We start from the raw sequence: 19,598 nt of genomic DNA on the forward strand, positions 1-19,598 counted from the left end.
TAGATTTAGCTGTCAAATTTTTTTAATAAGGCAGGCAGATAAAATATGTCTGTAATTAAAGCCGCACTTACTGTTACGGCGCAGAGGAGTCCAAAGTCTTTTACAGAAGGCACAGCGCTGGAGCTTATAATTAAAAAACCCGCTACTAGAGCAATTGTTGTTGAAAACAAAGCGCTCCCAGTATAGGTCATGGCGCTATTTATGCGTTTCTCCGACGTACCTTTAATACCTTTTACACGCTTGTATTTATATACCAAATGAATGGTGTCATCCATGGCAATTCCTAACATAATTGGTGTAATCATAGCCGTAGTTACCCCAAGAGGAATATCAAATAAACTCATGAAAATTGCCAAAATAACTAAAGGCAATACGTTGGGAATTAGCACTAAAACAGTAGTTTTAAAATCCTTGATAAAAACTAACAAACATAAAAAACCAATGAGAAAAGCCCAAAAGAAAGATTTAAACTGTGTCTCTAAAATAAAATTATTTAATTGGGCAAATACGACCGCAAAACCGTTAATTTTTAGCGTATAATCTTTTTCTGCAAATACACTATTAAAATCATTTTTAATGTCGAACAACATCTGTTCTAATTGCGATGTTTTCATCTCTTTAAAACTTACTGTTATTCCCGCAGAGCTACAGTCTTCAGAAAACACTTTAAAAAATCCGTTTTCAGAATTGTGAATAGAAGCAAAAGTCTTTTTAATGTCAACTTCAGAAACAGATGGCTGTACCAAAAGCGGGGTGCGTGCCTCTAAAAATGACTTTATATCAACTATAGATACTATATTTCCTATTAATGGATTACTTTGTAATTTCTTTTGAAATGCTCCTAAAAGTATCAAAGCTTCCTTGTTGAACATTTTTTTTCCTGAAGGTGCAGAAATATCGAGTTGTAGTCTCGAACTTGAGTTGAGTTTGCTCTCCACATATCGCAAATCTTGTTTTGCCCTCCCTTCCGCCAGAAGATCTAACGAATCCGTATCAATGTTTACTTGAAAGACCGTATAAACACCATACAACAACAGGGCTGAAAACCCCATAATTATAACATTTTTATATTTTGATGTAACGGCATTTGTCCAGTTGATTAATTGTGTTTGACTGAAAACATTAAAGTTTAAAGGTGGTTTGGCAGACTCAAAACTTGAGGTCATAAAACTAAACCCAATTATAATTATCAGGTATACTAAAAAGAAACTTAGTAATAAGCCAATACACGTAAACACACCCATATTTTTAAATGCCGGTAATGGCGATAAATACAACGCAAAATACCCTACAAACGTGGTAAGCGTCGTGTAAAAACACGGTGTTAAGCTTTTCCTTACTACCAAAGTGATGAGTTTTATTTGACTAATATTATGCTGCTTTAGCCCTTCTTTATGGTAAATATTTATAATGTGTACGGCATCACTAACACTGTAAACCAACAAAATAGTAGGAATAAGCATAGATATCATGTTCAATGCAAAACCTAAAGACGTTATTATGCCAAAAAGGAGTGTAAGCGGCACTGCAACCGCTAATAAAGACACCAACAAATACCGCCTACTCGGTAATAAGAACAGAAGCATTATGGTAATAACCAAAACCGTTAAAACACCAAACATCATACTCTCTTTATATATTCCTAAGCTGTATGCTTCATTTAAAACGGGAGGACCCGTTAAATAATAATTAGAATATTCCTTTTCAATTAAACGCTTTATTTCATTCACTATAATCTCTCTATTTCCCTCAATTAACGGTGTTGGAGCCAACTGAATGTAGAAAAACTGATGTTTGAAATCTGCAGTTACTAACTGGTTTGTAACACCGTCTAATTTCGAATACAGGTTTTTGAGTCCCTTTTTACTTCTTTGAGGATTATATAATTCGTCAAAAACAATATGGCCATTAGTGTATATGGGATATTTAGCTTTGGCTAAACTAAACGATGTCTCAACATATGGTAAGGCATCTACGGCTTCATGAAGGTTTAACAAACGCTGTTTCTCCTTAGCGCCAACAGCATCTTCAACTGGAAACATGGCAATAAATATCTCATCAGACCCAAATGCTTCTTGAAAATCTATATACGCCTTATAACTGGGATCATCTTCCAAAAACCAAATGGACAAAGAATTGTCTACGCTAAGTTTTGAAAGGGTTTGAAAACTGGAAACAATAACAAGAAGTGTTAGTACAACCACAATGGTAACTCTCGTTTTTATAACCCGTGCTATTATGTGTTCTAGTTGTTTCAAAATGACATCTCAATAAAAATGTGAATTGATATTTATAGAATCTTTGTAATTGTAAAATTAGTATTTCTAAAGGTAATAACATCTCCAACTTGTTTTGACAGTAATAGTTTTGCTATGGGAGTAGACAATGATATAGCATAAAAGCTTTCAGTATTTGCTATTAGCTCTCCGGCGCTGATACTAATAAAATAATTAAGATTAGAAGTATAAACTAAAGCCCCTAAACCTACTTTTGTAAATTCTTGTTCTGTTTTAATTTTATCCAGAACCTCATTTAACGTTTGAATTTGAGCTAATTGAAGACCTGCCTTTTCACGTTCTAATTGTAACATAGCCCTTCCGGTTTCATGTTTATCTCCAGCGCTACTCTTTGTTTCGTGAGTTAAAGACACCTGAATATCATCAATTGTACTTTGGGCCGTTTGCAATCGGTTTTCAACAAAATCAATACAAGCACTTTTTAACGTATCCTTAATTTTATAAGATTCATTCATCTTTTTTCCTCGTAACTTAAAACCCCAAAATACTGCATTTGTTTAACAATCCATTGTTTTCTTGACGTTATATATGCTGTAGGCGGATGTGCCCTCCACTTTCTTGGATTCGGCAAAATAGATGCTAAGGCAGCACCCTCTTCTTTTAACAACTTTGAGGCCTTTTTTTTAAACCAATACTGCGCTGCAGCTTCAGCTCCATAAACTCCCTCTCCCATTTCAATACTATTAAGATAAACCTCCATAATGTGCTGTTTAGACCAGCATAATTCAATTAAAAATGTGAAGTAGGTTTCACACCCTTTTCTAAACCAACTGCGCTGTGGCCACAAAAACACATTCTTAGCAGTTTGCTGACTAATCGTACTGGCCCCTCTAATCCGTTTGCCCTTTTTATTATAATCTATGGCTTTTTTAATAGCACCATAATCAAAGCCATGGTGATTAAGAAAATTTTGATCCTCACTACAAATAACCGCAAGCTGTAAATGTTTTGAAATGTTATCAATAGATATCCATTCGTGTTTAATCACTTTTTGGCTATCTGCTTCAAAATACCTAACAAGCATTAAAGGTGTAATGGGCACAGGCACCCACTTAAAAAGGAATACAAGAGCGACCGACATAATTATAAACCACAAGGTAAATTTTGCTATAAATCTAAAAAGTCGCTTCAACATTTACTTAATGAGTTTTGATAATTCATAACCAATAGCACTTCCTATAGCTACCCCCATCCCTCCAAGTCGCACCCCACAAAACACGTTATCGCTCAGCTGTTCTACAATGGCTTCTTTTTGATCTCCAATCCCCATAATTCCACTCCAACTATATTCTATATTGTAAGGTGTATTAGGCAAAATAATTGATTTTAATAGGTCCTCCAAATTGTTCTGAATAAGCTTGGTTTGTCCAAATTCCGTGGTTTCTTCTCCCTTAAAATCTAAATGCCTTCCTCCTCCTAGCAAAATGCGATTATCGATATTCCTAAAATAATAGTATCCTTTATTTAAATGGAACGTACCCTTAATTTTTAAGTTATTAATAGGTTTGGTAATAAGCACCTGTGCTCTTGCCGGTTTCACCTGTTTTTTAATAAGACGGGCTGCAAAACCATTGGTGGCTATAATGAGTTTTGAACAACGAATGTCGCACATACTCGTATTAAGATGTACTGCGTCACAATTTTCCGAAAAACGCATCACCTCTATAGCATTCAAAATCTTTATGCCTTTTGATTGCACCTTGTGCAATAGCGCCTCCATCATTTTTCCAGTATCTAACTGACCTTCAAACTGATTAAAAATATAAGGTTCATTTATATTCTTAAAACCAAAAATATTGTCCTTAAAACTGAAGGTGTAATCTTTAACAATAGGTTTGAGTAAGGTATTAATTTTGTCTTTTTTTTCTAAACAAGTCTCCAATAGACGAAGATCCGATTTAACGAACAGCTCATAGCCGCCCAATTGCTTGTAGTCAATGACGTGATCTCCTAAGTTTTGCCTTAATAGCCTTAGCCCATTAACACGTTGTTTTACAAGATTAAAAACAGCTTCTTCTGAATGTGATTCTAAATCATGTAATAGTTCACTTAAACTACCAAAACAAGCAAATCCAGCGTTTTTTGTACTAGCCCCTTGAGGTAAAACACCTTTTTCTAAGATTAATATTTTTGCATTAGGGAAACGGTCTTTTAAATGCATCGCGCAGTTTAAACCCACTATTCCACTGCCTACAATACAGAAATCTACGTTAGTTAACCATGTTTTTATTTCCCAATAGGACAGGTTCATAGAGCAGTTATTGGTTATTGGTAAAAATAGGAATTAATTTGGGGAACTTTTGTTAAGATTAAGCCTAGCCACTTTTATGAAACCCTTATTTACAAACGCTCCATTAAAATTAGGTTAAAAAGTCAAAAGGTTCAGTTATAAAAAGACAGGTTGCTATTTGCAAGGTCTCACAAAAAAAAGAGTCATAAAAAAACTCCGAAATTTATTTTCGGAGTTTTTTTATGTTTTAATCTTCAACCTGTTTTTCTATAACAAAGTCTTCCATAAATTTAGTGGTATAATTACCAGCTAAATAATCTGGATGATCCATAAGCTGTCTATGGAATGGTATTGTGGTTTTAATACCTTCAATAACAAACTCATCTAGGGCGCGCTTCATTTTATTAATAGCTTCCTCTCTGGTTTGAGCAGTTGTTATCAACTTGGCAATCATAGAGTCGTAGTTAGGCGGTATTGCATAACCTGCATAAACGTGTGTGTCCAATCGAACCCCATGCCCCCCTGGCGCATGTAATGTGGTGATACGGCCCGGAGATGGTCTAAAATCATTAAACGGATCTTCAGCATTAATACGACATTCTATTGAATGCAAATTTGGCGTATAGTTTTTACCTGAAATAGGAACTCCAGCCGCTACTAAAATTTGCTCTCTAATCAAGTCAAAATCTATAACTTGTTCCGTAATTGGGTGCTCCACCTGAATACGTGTATTCATTTCCATGAAGTAGAAATTGCGGTGTTTGTCAACTAAAAACTCGACTGTTCCTGCGCCTTCATATTTTATATACTCTGCAGCTTTTACTGCCGCCTTACCCATTTTATCACGTAATTCTTTGGTCATAAATGGTGAGGGCACTTCTTCTGTTAATTTTTGATGACGACGTTGAACAGAGCAATCGCGTTCAGACAAATGACATGCCTTTCCTGTAGAATCACCAACAATTTGAATTTCAATATGACGTGGTTCTTCTATAAGTTTTTCCATGTACATATCATCATTCCCAAAAGCAGCTTTCGATTCTGTTCTTGCAGATTCCCAAGCAGCTTGCAAATCTTCTGGTTTCCAAACGGCACGCATACCTTTTCCACCACCTCCTGCAGAAGCTTTTAACATCACAGGGTATCCTGTTTCTTCAGCAAGCTTTTTACATTCCTCAAAATCTTCTATTATACCATCACTTCCTGGGACACAAGGTACACCTGCAGCAACCATAGTAGCTTTAGCATTGGCTTTATCTCCCATTCTATCAATCATTTCTGGAGAAGCACCAATAAATTTTATACCATGTTCTTCACAAATTTTTGAAAACTTAGCATTCTCTGATAAAAATCCGTATCCTGGATGAACAGCATCTGCATTAGTAATTTCTGCTGCCGAAATGATGTTAGACATTTTTAGATAAGATTCGCTACTTGCTGGTGGCCCAATACAAACAGCTTCGTCTGCAAATTTAACATGCAGACTTTCTTCATCAACAGTGGAATAAACTGCCACCGTTTTTATGCCCATTTCTTTACAGGTTCTAATAACACGTAGTGCTATCTCACCTCTATTGGCTATTAATATTTTTTTAAACATAATTTTTAAGTTTATCAGTTTATGGTTTATTAGGTTTAAAAAGTTTAGTTGCTATTTGATATGCTTCTAAACTCTTAACTTTTAAACTTTTAAACTTTTAATTAAGACGGATCTACTAAGAATAATGGCTGATCAAACTCTACAGGCGAAGAATCATCCACTAATATTTTTACAATCTTTCCTGAAACTTCAGATTCAATCTCGTTGAATAATTTCATGGCTTCAATAATACATAATACGTCGCCCTCTGCAATGGTTTGTCCAACTTCAACAAATAATGGTTTATCTGGTGATGGTTTTCTGTAGAAGGTACCAATAATTGGTGATTTTATCGTAATATATTTTGAATCATCAGAAGCTGGCGCTGGTGCTGCCGGTGCAGGTGCTGCAGGCACTGGCGCACTTGCTTCAACAACAGGTGCTGCTTGAATTGGCTGTGGTATTGGAGCAGCAGGTACTTGATGAACAATGGTTGTGTCTGAATCCGAGCCTGTTCTAATAGTAATCTTTACGTCATCCATTTCCAATTTAACCTCACTTGCACCAGATTTGGCAACAAATTTGATTAAGTTTTGAATCTCTTTTAAATCCATAATTTTTTGCTAATTAGTTAATGGTTAGTCTTTTGAATTATAAGCCCATTTTAGGTAAATAGAGCCCCAATTAAATCCGCCCCCAAAAGCGGCAAAAATGATATTATCGCCTTTTTTTAGTTGCGATTCGTAGTCATTAATTAGAAGCGGTAAAGTTGCAGATGTGGTATTCCCATATTTATGAATATTCATCATTACCTTTTCTTCCTCTAAATTTATGCGTTGTGCGGTAGCATCGATAATACGTTTATTTGCTTGATGTGCAGCAAGCCAATCAACACTATCTTTAGTTAAATTATTACGTTCTAAAATTTTAACAGTGGCATCGGCCATATTAAACACAGCATTTTTAAATACGGTTCTTCCTTCCTGAAAAGCATAGTGCCCGCCTTGCTCTAAAATTTCAGCTGTTAATTTATGTGAAGACCCTCCATAGGTAGCTTGTAAAAATTCTCTTCCGCTCCCATCGCTTCTTAAGTATTCATCTTGCAACCCTAAATTCTCTTCATTAGGTTCAAATAAAACTGCTCCAGCACCATCTCCAAAAATAATACAGGTTGCCCGGTCTTTATAATTAATAATAGACGACATTTTATCGGCACCTATTAGTAATACGTTTTTGTATCTCCCAGATTCAATATAACTAGCTGCCACAGACATCCCATATAAAAAACTAGAACATGCTGCATCCATATCGAAAGAAAAAGCATTCGTTGCTCCAATTTCTGAAGCAGTAAAAGAAGCAGTAGAAGCCGCTTTCATATCTGGAGTGGCAGTTGCAACAATAACTAGTTCAATGTCTTTTGGGTCCAAACCCTTTTTATTTATAAGATCTTGAGCTGCTTTAATAGCTAGATAAGAGGTTCCTTTACCATCATCTTTAAGAATACGACGTTCTTTAATACCCGTTCTAGTGGTTATCCATTCGTCATTAGTATCAACCATAGTTTCAAGAATTTGATTGGTTAATACATAGTCTGGCACATATGCGCCTACAGCTGTAATTGCCGCTGAGATTTTACTCATAACTTTATAGTTAATTTGTCCAAAAAATGATTAAAATTGAACAAAAACGTTTAAAATTTCGTGAAAACTACTAAATTTTGATGTAATAATTTGCAAATTACTGGTTTTTGTCCTTTAGAAAAAGTATTTCATAAAAAAAACGCTCATAAATGAGCGTTTTATTATATGCTTGCATAGCTAATTATGCTACGTTTTCTATTTCCTCAGAATTATCAATCAATACTTGACCTCTGTAATATAATTTTCCTTCATGCCAGTGTGCTCTGTGGTATAAATGAGCTTCACCTGTTGTTGGGCATGTAGCAATTTGTGGCGCAGTTGCTTTGTAATGAGTTCTTCTCTTATCTCTTCTTGTTCTCGAGATTTTTCTCTTAGGATGTGCCATTTTATGTGTTTATTTATCCGTTAATAATTTCTTTAATGTATTCCAACGAGGATCTATATCCTCTTCTTTATCTTTATCTTCTTTAAGCTTTGGGCTTAATTCTTCTAATTTTTTTAGTATTTCTGAATCTAACGTGCCGTCTGCAACACCTGGATGAACCCTCTTGATTGGAACTGCTAATATGACTAATTCATATACGTATTGTTGTATATTAATTTCATAAGAACCATGTGGTATAATAAGAATATCGACGTATTCATCATTATAATCCTCTCCAAACTTAACCACCAAATCAAAACTATTATCGATGGCTTGCTTATAAGGTTCGTTTGTTAAGTCACAATTTATATTAACCCAACCAGAAATTTCAAAATGTAATTCAAGTAATGTTGATTTTTTTTCTAAAACCACATTTACGTTAACATCAACATCATTAAAATCTTCATACTCAAAATGTTCAAAGAACGCCTTCGCTACTTTATACTCAAAATGATGCTTTCCTACCTTTAATCCTACAAACGGAATAATAAACTCCTTCAATGCCTTCATTATCACATCTATTTTGAGCCTGCAAATATATAAATTTTTATTTACGCGACATGACTTATAAACATTTTTTTGTTCATATTTCTAATACGAATACAATCTAGTATTCCTATTCATAGTCAGTTTGTTAACGTCTTTCTTTTCTGGGTGCTTTTTTAAGTGGATTTGCTGTAAGAAGATTATAGGATTTTCTGTTTCTAAAGATTTGAATCCCGCTAAAAACAGCTTCCTTAAAGGAGCCATGATCTGCTTGTCCTTTACCAGCAATTTCGTAGGCAGTTCCATGATCTGGAGAGGTTCTCACTTTATTTAAGCCAGCAGTAAAATTAACGCCTTGCCCAAAAGACAGGGTTTTAAACGGTATTAATCCTTGATCGTGGTAAGATGCTATAATAGCGTCAAAATTCCTGTAATTATCAGATCCAAAAAAGCTATCGGCTGCATATGGACCAAATACTAGCTTGCCATTTTCTTTTATTTTTTGAATTGTAGGTCTTAAAACATCATCGTCTTCGCTACCAATAACACCATTATCTCCGGTATGCGGATTGATTCCTAAAACCGCAATTTTTGGCTTTTGAATATTAAAATCTTTTTTTAAAGATTCATAAACCGTATTTATTTTTTGTGAAATTAGTTCTGGTGTAATATGACTAGCAATATCTTTAACAGGAACATGATCTGTAAATAGTCCTACCCTTAATGTATTTGCAACCATAAACATTAAACTATCTCCTTCTAATTCTTGTGCTAAATAATCTGTATGCCCAGGGAATTTAAAGTTGTCGGACTGAATATTATGTTTATTTATAGGCGCTGTAACCAATACATCAATATCACCACTCTTTAAAAACTTGGTTGCTATTTCCAACGACTTTATGGCATAAGTTCCTACTTTTGGATCTTCTTTTCCAAATTCAATCTTCACACTCTCATTCCACGCATTAAACACATTTACCTTGCCATGCACCAATTGCCCCATGTTGTTTATACTGTTGAACGATATCTGCGATTTAAAATGAGACTTATAAAAGGCCATGTTTTTTGTTGAAGCGAAAACGACTGGCGTACAAAAATCCAGCATCCTTGAATCTTCAAATGTTTTTAACACAATTTCACCTCCTATGCCATTTAAATCTCCTATAGAAATCCCAACGATTATATTTTGTTCTTGCTTCATTAAAAAGACAACTTTTGTTTGTAATTTTCTTTTGTAGCGTAAAATTTTATTTTACTTGTCTAATCTCTAAGTTAATCTGTAAATTTTCTTCATTTAGTCTTTATAAATCTTTAAATGAAAAAATTCATTTACTTTTGAATTTGCAAATTTAATTAAATAAACAGGAATTGATATGTTTACTGGAATTATTGAAGATATTGGCATTGTTACTGATTTAAAAGCGGAATTTGATAATCTTCACATTACTGTGCGTAGCAAGATAACCTCTGAATTAAAGATTGATCAAAGTATAGCGCACAATGGTGTTTGTCTTACAGTTGTCTCTATCGAAAACGACACCTACACGGTAACCGCCATAAAAGAAACTTTAGATAAAACTAGTTTGAGTCACTTAGAGGTTGGTAACCATGTAAACCTTGAACGCGCTATGAAACTTGGAGATAGGCTAGATGGGCATATTGTTCAGGGTCATGTAGATCAAACCGCCACATGTATATCAATTAAAGAAGAGAATGGTAGCTGGGTATTTACTTTTAAATATGATAGTTCACTAAATAATATCACTATTGAAAAAGGTTCTATTACCGTTAACGGCACTAGCTTAACTGTTGTTAATTCTAAAAGAGACACCTTTAGTGTAGCCATTATTCCTTATACTTTTGAACACACCAATTTTAATACCTTTAAAGAAGGAACTGTTGTAAACTTAGAATTCGATGTGCTTGGAAAGTATGTAGCTAAACTTGTAGAATTAAACAGCTAAACTTACTTTCTTTTAGGAAACAAGGTCTTTTTTACCCCGTAATAGAGTCCAGCAATAACACCCAAAAGAACCCCACCATCTATCGGGAACGGCGGCGGAGGTGGCCCATCGGGACTACCAGGTGCTGGCAATTGAGGGTCATCAAGCCCTAAAGCCATACAACTACAACTTATTAATACAAATAAGACTGAGGCAAATATTCTTTTACTTTGTATTGTCATGTGGCCACAAATGTATAAAAAAAAGCGACTTCATAAAAATGATTACTGCTAATATACTTACAAATTAATACTAAGCAGTAAAATCATCCGATAAATGTCAACTTCAGAGCTTTTCGCCCTTATAGCTAATAATTCTTTATTCTATAAACAACTCAAACCCCGCATCTTCTCTTTCCATCCTGTTTAAAATCCATATCAAAAATACGGTATTCTTTTAAAAAAGTCTTTTTTTTAACGTAATAGTTACTTAAAGTTAAACTAAAAAAAGCCTTACATCTCTGCAAGGCTTTACAATTTCTAAAAGTGGTCCCACCTGGGCTCGAACCAGGGACTTTCTGATTATGAGTCAGATACTCTAACCAACTGAGTTATAGGACCGAAATTGGAGTGCAATATTACTACTTATTTTATTTCTTACCAAGAAACGAACATTAATAAATTTAAAAAACACATTCATTTTTAATGTTCGAAATTTTTAACGTGAGCATCAAGTGGTTACACAGGTTCTTAGTTTTTTATTTACTTTTTCTAAAGATAAAAAATTTAAACATGTGAAAAATTATGGCTTTATCTCTTGACACAGCTCTATTAAAACCCCATTTGAAGATTTGGGGTGTAAAAAAGCCACCATCTTATTATCTGCGCCTTTCTTTGGTGTTTCATTGAGTACCTTAAACCCTTCATGCTTAAGACGCTCAATTTCAGCAACTATATCATCAACATCAAAAGCAATATGATGAATGCCCTCCCCTTTTCTTTCTATAAACTTTGCAATGGGACTATTACTATGAGTTGCTTCTAGCAGTTCAATTTTATTACTCCCAACTTGAAAAAAGGAGGTGCTCACTCCCTCGGACGCAACGGTTTCTACTTTATAGTGAGCTTGCCCAAATAATCTGGCAAATAAATCATTAGAGTTTTCTAGACTTTTAACAGCAATTCCTATATGTTCTATTTTATTCATAACACTAATACCTATTAATAGATCCAAATTAAACAATCTAAAATCAATATTATCTTTAAATATCCGTTATTTTTGCATGGTAGTTAGAATTAAAGCTATGATATAGCGATTATGGAAGAGAGTCAAAGACAAAAAAAAATAGGTTCGGTTTTACAACACGACCTAGTAGATGTGCTCCAAGGTGCAGCGACACAAGGCGGAATGCGAGGTGTTTTAATTTCTGTAACCAAAGTTAAGGTTACTGTAGACCTTTCGGTAGCTAAGGTTTATTTAAGTATTTTTCCAAGCGATAAAGGACAAGAACTATTAGAAGGTATTAAATCCAACACCCCATTAATTCGACACGAATTAGCACAGCGCACCAAAAATCAGTTACGCCGAATGCCACACTTGGAGTTTTTTATTGATGATTCTTTGGAGTATATTGATCAAATTGAAAAGTCCTTAAAAGGCGAAGAAAACCCTTTAAAGGACCCATCTACTTTAGACAAGAGAAAAAAATCGTAACCTAGTTTATTTGCGTTTTTCATTATATATAGCAAAACGATATTTGCGCTCTAAGAGCTCAAACAATGCTATTAATTTTATTACTTACATTGCTCTAGCTGGTGTTATTTTAGGTTCTGCTTCTTTATTCATTGTACTCTCCGGTTTTGCTGGACTAAAAGCATTTACCCTTCAGTTTTCAAGTGAGGTTGACCCTGACTTAAAAGCCTATCCTACTGCCGGAAAATATTTCGAATTGAGCACTAACGACATAGCTAAGCTCAACAAATCTGATGTAATTGCCAATTACTCTAGAACTATTGAAGAACGCGTTTTTATAGAATCTCAGGGAAAAACCACCCTAGCCACCATAAAAGGGGTTGATGAAAAATTTCAAAGCATTGTACAAATAGATTCTGTTATTGATTATGGCGGGTGGTTCGATCAAAATTCAAATCAAATTGTAACAGGTTGGGGCATATCAAACAGTTTATCTCTTGGGGTTTTAGATTTTACTAGAACCATAAACATATATGTACCTAAACCAGGCAAAGGACAAATTACCTCAGCGAACAACGCCTTTAACTCGGTTAAAGCACTTAATGTTGGTATCTTTTTTATAAATGAAACCTTAAATGACGAGTATATTTTTGCTCCGATTGCCTTAGCAAAAAAACTGCTTAACTATAAAAGCAATCAAGTGAGTGCAATAGAATTTAAGTTACAAGACGGTGTTGACGAAAACGAAGCAAGAGCGCATATTAAAAGTATTCTAGGAGACAGCGTCTTGCTAAAAAATAGAGCCCAACTTAACGACGCACTTTACAAAATGCTAAACACCGAAAATTTAGCTGTTTACCTTATTTTTACTTTAGTGTTAATTATTGCTTTTTTTAATGTAATAGGCTCGTTAATTATGATGATACTCGATAAAAAACAGAGTTTAAATACCCTTTTTAATATAGGAGCATCCCTTAAGGATATTAAACACATATTCTTTTACCAAGGCAGCTTAATGAGCGTTATTGGTGGGTTTATTGGACTTGTATTAGCGTTTATTTTAGTGCTCTTACAAAAGCAGTTTAACTTGGTAATGATTACACCTACCTTACCTTATCCCATTGATATTAAAACGGAGAACTTCTTTATTGTATTGATCACGATCTCGGTTTTAGGTGTTGTTGCTTCCAAAATTGCATCCGTACGTATTACCAAAGCCTTGGTAAAAACGCAATAACCATACTAATACGCCTCTTCTTTTAAGCTTATAACGAATTTGGCTAACCATGCCAAAGTGATAGGATTGGTTAGCTTTTGGCGAGGCGGCATCGAGCCAAAACTATAATATGCATAGCACGGTGGCTTGCCATTTTCCCAAACCCTACTACTCTGTAAACTGGTACCCTGCAAATTTTTCTAAAACCTCATCGAAAGTAGAAAAGACATCTTCTGAATGGTCGCTAGTTACCATTTTCATGCGGTACTCTTTAAAATGTGGAATACCTTTAAAGTAGTTGGTATAATGGCGACGGGTTTCAAAAACCCCAAGGGTTTCCCCTTTCCAATCGATAGACATTTGCAAATGCCTGCGAGCAGCTTCTACACGGGCTTCTAAAGAAATAGGTGGCAAATATTCTCCAGTTTCAAAAAAATGCTTTACTTGTTTAAAAAACCAAGGATTTCCAATACTTGCGCGTCCTATCATGGCACCATCTAAACCATAAATATCGCGCATTTCTACAGCTTTCTCGGGCGTGTCTACATCGCCATTACCAAATACAGGAATATGCATTCTAGGGTTGTTCTTTACGGCAGCAATGGGTTTCCAATCGGCATGCCCTTTATACATCTGGGCTCTTGTGCGCCCATGTATTGAAATGGCCTTACAACCTACATCTTGCAAGCGCTCTGCGACCTCTACTATTTTTATAGAATCATGATCCCAACCAAGCCGAGTTTTAACTGTAATCGGCAAATTTGTTCGCTTTACCATTTCGGCTGTTAGTTTTTCCATGAGACAGATATCTTTTAAAATACCCGCTCCAGCACCTTTACTAACCACTTTTTTTACAGGACAACCAAAATTAATATCGATAATATCTGGGTTAGATTTTTCAACAATATCAATAGTTTGCAACATACTATCCAGATTAGCCCCAAATATTTGAATACCTACAGGACGCTCTTTTTCATATATATCGAGCTTCATAACACTCTTGGCGGCGTTACGAATTAATCCCTCGCTAGACACAAACTCGGTATATACCACATCGGCCCCTTGTTCTTTGCATAACGCACGAAAGGGGGGATCGCTTACATCTTCCATGGGCGCTAAAAGCAACGGAAAATCTGGAAGTTCTATATTGTCTATTTTTACCACAACATCAAATTTTTGGCAAAATTAGGGTTTTTTATACATATGACTGAATATGAGTTAAAAACTGATCTTTTTTATTAACCAAACTGCTAAGTCTATTTCCTCTTATAAACCCACAACCCATAAAACCCAATTAGAAGTTCGCCTAAAGTTCCCCATACAAATAGGGCGCTAGGTAAACCATCGACACCCATACTCAATAAACGACCAAGGCCTAAGCCCAACATAAACACCATATTACTCACAAGTGCTATTTTGTAATATTTAGGCTTACTAACACCCAATATCCAAACGATAGCAAAGCCCAAATATAAGCCCATAATAGCTTTAAAAACATTGTATTGGTTTGGGGTAGTTATATTTACTTCAAATAAAAGTTCAGGTTGAAAACCGTAAATAAAAGCTATAGGCCCAACGATTAGAGCGGAAATTATTAGGTGGATTTTATTTTTAAAATCTTCTTTAGTGCGCATCTTGACTTCGGTAATAGCTTTGTCCAAAAGTAAGAAAGATATCTTGCTTTACGATACCACTAAAAGACAGCCTTAAGAAACCTAAGAAGGCACCTTAATAAACTCAATGAAAACCTATATCTTTGCCAAATCTTTTTAAGAAGATAATCCCATATGAAACACATTAGAAATTTCTGCATTATTGCACATATAGATCATGGTAAGAGCACACTTGCAGATCGTTTATTAGATTATACTGGTTCGGTTACTGCGAGAGAGAAGCAAGACCAGTTATTGGATAATATGGACTTGGAGCGCGAACGCGGTATCACTATTAAGTCGCACGCCATTCAAATGGACTATGAGTATAATGGTGAAAAATATGTTTTAAACCTGATAGACACCCCTGGTCATGTAGATTTCTCTTATGAAGTTTCTCGATCCATAGCAGCCTGCGAAGGCGCTTTACTTATTGTAGATGCTGCACAAAGTATTCAGGCGCAGACTATTTCTAATTTATACTTGGCTTTAGAAAATGACTTAGAGATTATTCCTGTTCTTAATAAAGTGGATTTACCAAGTGCCAACCCAGAAGAAGTAACCGACGACATTGTAGATTTATTAGGTTGCGATCCAGAAGAAGTGATTCATGCCAGTGGAAAAACGGGTTTCGGTGTTGATAATATTTTGGCCGCTATTATAGATCGTATACCTGCACCAAAAGGCGATCCAAAAGCGCCTTTACAAGCGCTTATTTTCGATTCTGTTTACAACACATTTCGTGGTATTGAAACCTACTTCAGAGTTTTTAATGGCGAAATTAAAAAAGGACAACACATTAAGTTTGTGGCAACAGGCAAAGATTATTACGCCGATGAGATTGGAACTTTAAAACTAACTCAAATCGCGAAACAAACTGTAAAGGCTGGCGATGTGGGCTACCTAATTACAGGAATTAAAACAGCTAAAGAGGTAAAAGTAGGCGATACTATTACGGATTTTGCTAAACCAACAACCAATATTGTTGAAGGGTTTGAAGATGTAAAACCTATGGTATTCGCGGGTATTTACCCCGTGGATACGGAAGATTATGAGGATTTAAGAGCCTCCATGGAAAAACTACAATTAAATGATGCGTCTTTGGTGTTTCAACCAGAAAGCTCTGCGGCCTTAGGGTTTGGATTCCGTTGTGGATTTTTAGGAATGCTTCATATGGAAATCATCCAAGAACGCTTGGAACGTGAATTTGACATGACGGTGATTACCACAGTTCCCAACGTGTCTTACCATGCGTATACGAATAAAAATCCAGATGAAGTTATTATAGTTAACAACCCATCAGACTTACCAGATCCATCAACCTTAAACCGTGTTGAAGAACCCTACATAAAAGCCACTATTATTACCAAAGCTGATTTTGTAGGTAATGTGATGTCGCTTTGTATTGAAAAACGCGGCATCATTACAAACCAAACCTACTTAACCACAGAGCGTGTTGAGTTAATTTTTGAAATGCCTTTGGCTGAAATTGTATTTGATTTTTACGATCGTTTAAAAACAGTTTCTAAAGGCTACGCATCTTTTGATTATCATCCCATGGGCATGAAATCATCCAAACTTGTGCGTTTAGACATTCTATTAAACGCACAGCCAGTCGATGCACTTTCTGCCTTAATTCATGCCGACAACGCGCAAACCATTGGGCGTAAAATGTGTGAAAAACTCAAAGAGCTCATTCCACGTCAGCAGTTTGATATTCCCGTACAGGCCGCCATTGGTGCGAAAATTATTTCTAGAGAGACTATCAAGGCCCTTAGAAAAGATGTGACTGCAAAATGTTATGGTGGCGATATTTCTAGAAAACGTAAGCTGCTAGAGAAACAGAAAAAAGGAAAAAAACGCATGCGCCAAGTAGGAAATGTAGAAATTCCGCAACAAGCGTTTATGGCCGTTTTAAAACTAAACGATTAATATTTTTAGTATCTTTCTCTTCATGTAGATTGTTTACATGAAGAACCCTATTAAAAAGATTCTTATCTGTGAAGACCATCAAATAGTTATTGATGGCCTGTCTTCTATATTTAATACTCAAAAGGACTACAAAATTGTAGGCTACATTACTGATGGCAATAATGTTCTATCTGCTATTGCCGAACATCATCCAGACGCCTTACTGCTTGATCTAAACCTTCCGAATAAAAATGGAATAGACATCTTAAAAGAAGTAAATCCGTTATTCCCACACATTAAGGTTATTATTCTAACTATGTACAATAAAGAGAGTATTGTAAAAAAAGTAAAACAATATGGTGCAAATGGTTTTTTAATTAAAAACTGTTCCTCTCAAGATTTACTTAGCGCCTTGGATAGCGTCTTTGAATCAACTCGATTTTTCCTAGGTAAAGACGTTAAATGCATTACTACAGAAACAGATGGTTTCACAGAAAAAATAAGTATTACCCTTAGAGAAAAAGAAATCATTTCAGAACTTATAGCTGGTAAAAACGTGCCTCAAATAGCCAAAACTTTGTTTATAAGTCCGCATACTGTTGAAACACACAAAAAAAATATTTTTAAAAAACTTAATATTCACAATAGCATTGACTTGGTAAATCTAGTAAATGAAAAAAAGTTGTTATCATAAATGCTGTATTGTTGTTGTGCTATTCATAGCAATAGTTGTATCTCCTGCTAACGCACAGCTTGACACCCTTTTTATTGATTCTAGTTTCTCATCTACCAACCTTAAACCCTTTTCAAGTATAAACAGTAATTTAGAAAATAACCAGGCAGACAAAAGAAGCTTTTTCTATTTTAGTTTTAACAATACTTTTAATACAGTTGACTTTACTATTACCAATACATCCAATAAATCACAAGTACTACTTTTAGAACTTTCTAATATTTTTATCAAAGAAATAGATTTAAGAAAAAAAGATGACCATAGCTTTTCTCTTCTTTTTAGAACAGGAACAGACTATTTTATAGGAACAAAGCCTACTGTTCATAGACTATATTCATTCCCATTATCATTAAAGCCTATGGAAACAAGCAGTTTTCAGTTAAAACTAAAAAAAGAAGCTGGAAAACCCTTAGTTACAACCGCTTATCTTAAAAGTGAAAATGTCTTTAACAGACGTAGTTTTGTGCAACAAATACTAATCGGTTCATATTATGGAATTAGCCTACTTTCTGTCCTTTTTAGTCTTTTGATTTTTTATTTTTTAAGAAAGAGTACTTATTTAATATATGCCACTTATATTATTTTTTTGGGGCTATTTATAAGCTCTTACATAGGTGTGTTTTCTCAAATATTTTTACCTGAAAATACAAAGATTAATAAGTACACACACTATGTGCTTTTTAGTGAGATATCACTAGTTCTCTTTGCTTTATTCTCTCAAAAAATTTTAGAAGCTCAAACTTATATGCCAAGATTAAAACGAACCATTGAAATTTTGTTAACTATTCTAATCTTGTTAAGACTTTCTCTGCATTTCTTTTTTAACCAAATTTTCGAAAATGCAGTGTCCTTTTTTATGAACATATGGTATGGTATTTTTTTAATATTAATCATACTAATCATTATAGAAATTGCTGTGTTTTTTAAAAGAAACAACAAGCGGACGTCCTTGTTTGCTCTAGCATATGCCTTTATGATTTTTGGAACTTTTGCCAGTATTCTTTACCACAGCTATGGCTTAGTAAATACTTACTTTTATGACTTACCATTACTGTTTTATTCTTCCTTTTTAGAAATACTGTTCTTAACCTTTACCATTGTTTTCATGGTGAAGGACATTTATGATGAACGCAATTTGTTATCCAAAAAAATAGTCATTCAAGAAAAGAAAAACTTAACTGCGTTTATAAAGGGAGAAGATCAAGAACGTCGCAGAATTAGTAAGGAATTACACGATAACATTGGCAGCCAACTAAGTTACCTTAAGCGTTTTGTTTCAGATACTTTTAAAAATGAGCAAATAGCACAAACTATTGATACTATTTGTAACGATGTTCGAAACCTCTCTCATGACATCTCTCCTTCCGATTTAAATATTATAGGATTCGAAAATGCTGTTAAAGATTTAGCATCAAATATTTCAAAACAAACCTCCATTCAGGTTGATTTTAATAGTTACCATTGCCCTGAAACCTTAAACCACGATTCTTCTACACAGCTATATAGAGTTATACAAGAAGCCTTTTCCAATATTTTAAAGCATGCTGATGCCAATCATATTGAAATACAACTAGTAGGACATGACAATGCGCTTGTTATTAATATTGAAGACAATGGAAAAGGTTTTAATCCTATTACTAAAGAAGCGGGTATAGGTTTAAAAAACATGAATTCAAGAATGGAACAAATAGGAGGATCTCTTACAATAGACTCCAGAATAAATCAAGGTACTTCTATCCTTATTTCATTACCATTACCATAAAATTTACCGGAGTTCCGGTATTGATTCACAGCT

Annotated in this window: 20 protein-coding genes and 1 tRNA gene; 6 read left to right on the forward strand and 15 right to left on the reverse strand. The window is 34.7% G+C overall.

What is annotated here, in order from left to right; genetic code table 11:
• Nucleotides 1–5: 5 nt before the first annotated feature.
• From E5D58_RS12565 to pdxA, 10 genes are all read right to left on the reverse strand, one after another.
• Complete coding sequence (locus E5D58_RS12565) at nt 6–2,258, reverse strand: efflux RND transporter permease subunit (RefSeq protein WP_136482282.1); 2,253 nt, start codon at nt 2,256–2,258, stop codon at nt 6–8.
• A gap of 32 nt (nt 2,259–2,290) precedes the next feature.
• On the reverse strand, nt 2,291–2,752 hold the full coding sequence (locus E5D58_RS12570; protein WP_136482284.1) for a 3-oxoacyl-ACP synthase: 462 nt from the start codon (nt 2,750–2,752) through the stop codon (nt 2,291–2,293).
• Entirely contained in the window at nt 2,749–3,432 is a 684-nt protein-coding gene (gene mtgA / locus E5D58_RS12575) for a monofunctional biosynthetic peptidoglycan transglycosylase (RefSeq protein ID WP_136482286.1), read from the reverse strand. Before mtgA ends, E5D58_RS12570 begins: the two co-directional genes overlap by 4 nt.
• Nucleotides 3,433–4,548, reverse strand: coding sequence for an NAD(P)/FAD-dependent oxidoreductase (locus E5D58_RS12580; RefSeq protein WP_136482288.1), 1,116 nt, complete (start codon nt 4,546–4,548; stop codon nt 3,433–3,435).
• Nucleotides 4,549–4,774: 226 nt separating this feature from the next.
• Nucleotides 4,775–6,127 (reverse strand): acetyl-CoA carboxylase biotin carboxylase subunit, encoded by a 1,353-nt coding sequence (gene accC, locus E5D58_RS12585; RefSeq protein WP_136482290.1) that lies wholly within the window; start codon nt 6,125–6,127, stop codon nt 4,775–4,777.
• Nucleotides 6,128–6,228: 101 nt separating this feature from the next.
• Complete coding sequence (gene accB, locus E5D58_RS12590) at nt 6,229–6,720, reverse strand: acetyl-CoA carboxylase biotin carboxyl carrier protein (RefSeq protein ID WP_136482292.1); 492 nt, start codon at nt 6,718–6,720, stop codon at nt 6,229–6,231.
• 24 nt (nt 6,721–6,744) lie between these two features.
• Nucleotides 6,745–7,746 carry a beta-ketoacyl-ACP synthase III gene (locus tag E5D58_RS12595; RefSeq protein ID WP_136482294.1) on the reverse strand — a complete coding sequence of 334 codons (1,002 nt, stop codon included), beginning with the start codon at nt 7,744–7,746 and terminating at the stop codon, nt 6,745–6,747.
• Nucleotides 7,747–7,927: 181 nt separating this feature from the next.
• Entirely contained in the window at nt 7,928–8,131 is a 204-nt protein-coding gene (gene rpmF / locus E5D58_RS12600) for a 50S ribosomal protein L32 (protein WP_136482296.1), read from the reverse strand.
• Nucleotides 8,132–8,140: 9 nt separating this feature from the next.
• Nucleotides 8,141–8,680: a YceD family protein gene (locus tag E5D58_RS12605; protein WP_136482298.1), complete on the reverse strand. Its 540-nt coding sequence runs from the start codon at nt 8,678–8,680 to the stop codon at nt 8,141–8,143.
• A gap of 124 nt (nt 8,681–8,804) precedes the next feature.
• Nucleotides 8,805–9,857 (reverse strand): 4-hydroxythreonine-4-phosphate dehydrogenase PdxA, encoded by a 1,053-nt coding sequence (pdxA, locus tag E5D58_RS12610; protein ID WP_136482300.1) that lies wholly within the window; start codon nt 9,855–9,857, stop codon nt 8,805–8,807.
• Between the two features lie 172 nt (nt 9,858–10,029).
• Here pdxA and E5D58_RS12615 point away from each other — a divergent pair, with 172 nt between their 5' ends.
• Entirely contained in the window at nt 10,030–10,620 is a 591-nt protein-coding gene (locus E5D58_RS12615; RefSeq protein WP_136482302.1) for a riboflavin synthase, read from the forward strand.
• A 2-nt stretch (nt 10,621–10,622) separates the two neighbouring features.
• Here E5D58_RS12615 and E5D58_RS12620 read toward each other — a convergent pair whose 3' ends face one another.
• The 3 genes from E5D58_RS12620 to mce form a co-directional block, all read right to left on the reverse strand.
• The gene (locus E5D58_RS12620; RefSeq protein WP_235835916.1) at nt 10,623–10,778 is read right to left on the reverse strand and encodes a PID-CTERM protein-sorting domain-containing protein; all 156 of its coding nucleotides are present in this window, start codon (nt 10,776–10,778) and stop codon (nt 10,623–10,625) included.
• 367 nt (nt 10,779–11,145) lie between these two features.
• Nucleotides 11,146–11,219, reverse strand: a tRNA-Ile gene (locus E5D58_RS12625).
• A 181-nt stretch (nt 11,220–11,400) separates the two neighbouring features.
• Entirely contained in the window at nt 11,401–11,805 is a 405-nt protein-coding gene (gene mce / locus E5D58_RS12630; RefSeq protein ID WP_136482306.1) for a methylmalonyl-CoA epimerase, read from the reverse strand.
• A 111-nt stretch (nt 11,806–11,916) separates the two neighbouring features.
• On the opposite strand from mce, the gene rbfA reads away from it, so the two are divergent.
• Both rbfA and E5D58_RS12640 read left to right on the forward strand, forming a co-directional pair.
• On the forward strand, nt 11,917–12,312 hold the full coding sequence (gene rbfA, locus E5D58_RS12635; protein WP_136482308.1) for a 30S ribosome-binding factor RbfA: 396 nt from the start codon (nt 11,917–11,919) through the stop codon (nt 12,310–12,312).
• A 10-nt stretch (nt 12,313–12,322) separates the two neighbouring features.
• Nucleotides 12,323–13,528 carry an ABC transporter permease gene (locus E5D58_RS12640; RefSeq protein WP_136482310.1) on the forward strand — a complete coding sequence of 402 codons (1,206 nt, stop codon included), beginning with the start codon at nt 12,323–12,325 and terminating at the stop codon, nt 13,526–13,528.
• A 147-nt stretch (nt 13,529–13,675) separates the two neighbouring features.
• On the opposite strand, the gene dusB is transcribed toward E5D58_RS12640, so the two are convergent.
• Both dusB and E5D58_RS12650 read right to left on the reverse strand, forming a co-directional pair.
• Complete coding sequence (dusB, locus tag E5D58_RS12645; RefSeq protein ID WP_136482312.1) at nt 13,676–14,671, reverse strand: tRNA dihydrouridine synthase DusB; 996 nt, start codon at nt 14,669–14,671, stop codon at nt 13,676–13,678.
• A 92-nt stretch (nt 14,672–14,763) separates the two neighbouring features.
• The gene (locus E5D58_RS12650) at nt 14,764–15,141 is read right to left on the reverse strand and encodes a DUF4345 domain-containing protein (RefSeq protein WP_136482382.1); all 378 of its coding nucleotides are present in this window, start codon (nt 15,139–15,141) and stop codon (nt 14,764–14,766) included.
• A 153-nt stretch (nt 15,142–15,294) separates the two neighbouring features.
• Between E5D58_RS12650 and lepA the strand changes: the two genes are divergently transcribed.
• The 3 genes from lepA to E5D58_RS12665 are packed head-to-tail and all read left to right on the forward strand — an operon-like array spanning nt 15,295 to nt 19,565.
• On the forward strand, nt 15,295–17,091 hold the full coding sequence (gene lepA, locus E5D58_RS12655) for a translation elongation factor 4 (protein ID WP_136482314.1): 1,797 nt from the start codon (nt 15,295–15,297) through the stop codon (nt 17,089–17,091).
• A 37-nt stretch (nt 17,092–17,128) separates the two neighbouring features.
• The gene (locus E5D58_RS12660; RefSeq protein WP_136482316.1) at nt 17,129–17,764 is read left to right on the forward strand and encodes a response regulator; all 636 of its coding nucleotides are present in this window, start codon (nt 17,129–17,131) and stop codon (nt 17,762–17,764) included.
• The gene (locus E5D58_RS12665) at nt 17,742–19,565 is read left to right on the forward strand and encodes a 7TM diverse intracellular signaling domain-containing protein (RefSeq protein ID WP_136482318.1); all 1,824 of its coding nucleotides are present in this window, start codon (nt 17,742–17,744) and stop codon (nt 19,563–19,565) included. The genes E5D58_RS12660 and E5D58_RS12665 overlap by 23 nt, the downstream gene beginning before the upstream one ends.
• The last annotated feature ends 33 nt before the right edge of the window (nt 19,566–19,598 follow it).

The organism is Cognatitamlana onchidii (genome assembly GCF_004804355.1).
In the GTDB taxonomy this organism is placed as follows: domain Bacteria; phylum Bacteroidota; class Bacteroidia; order Flavobacteriales; family Flavobacteriaceae; genus Cognatitamlana; species Cognatitamlana onchidii.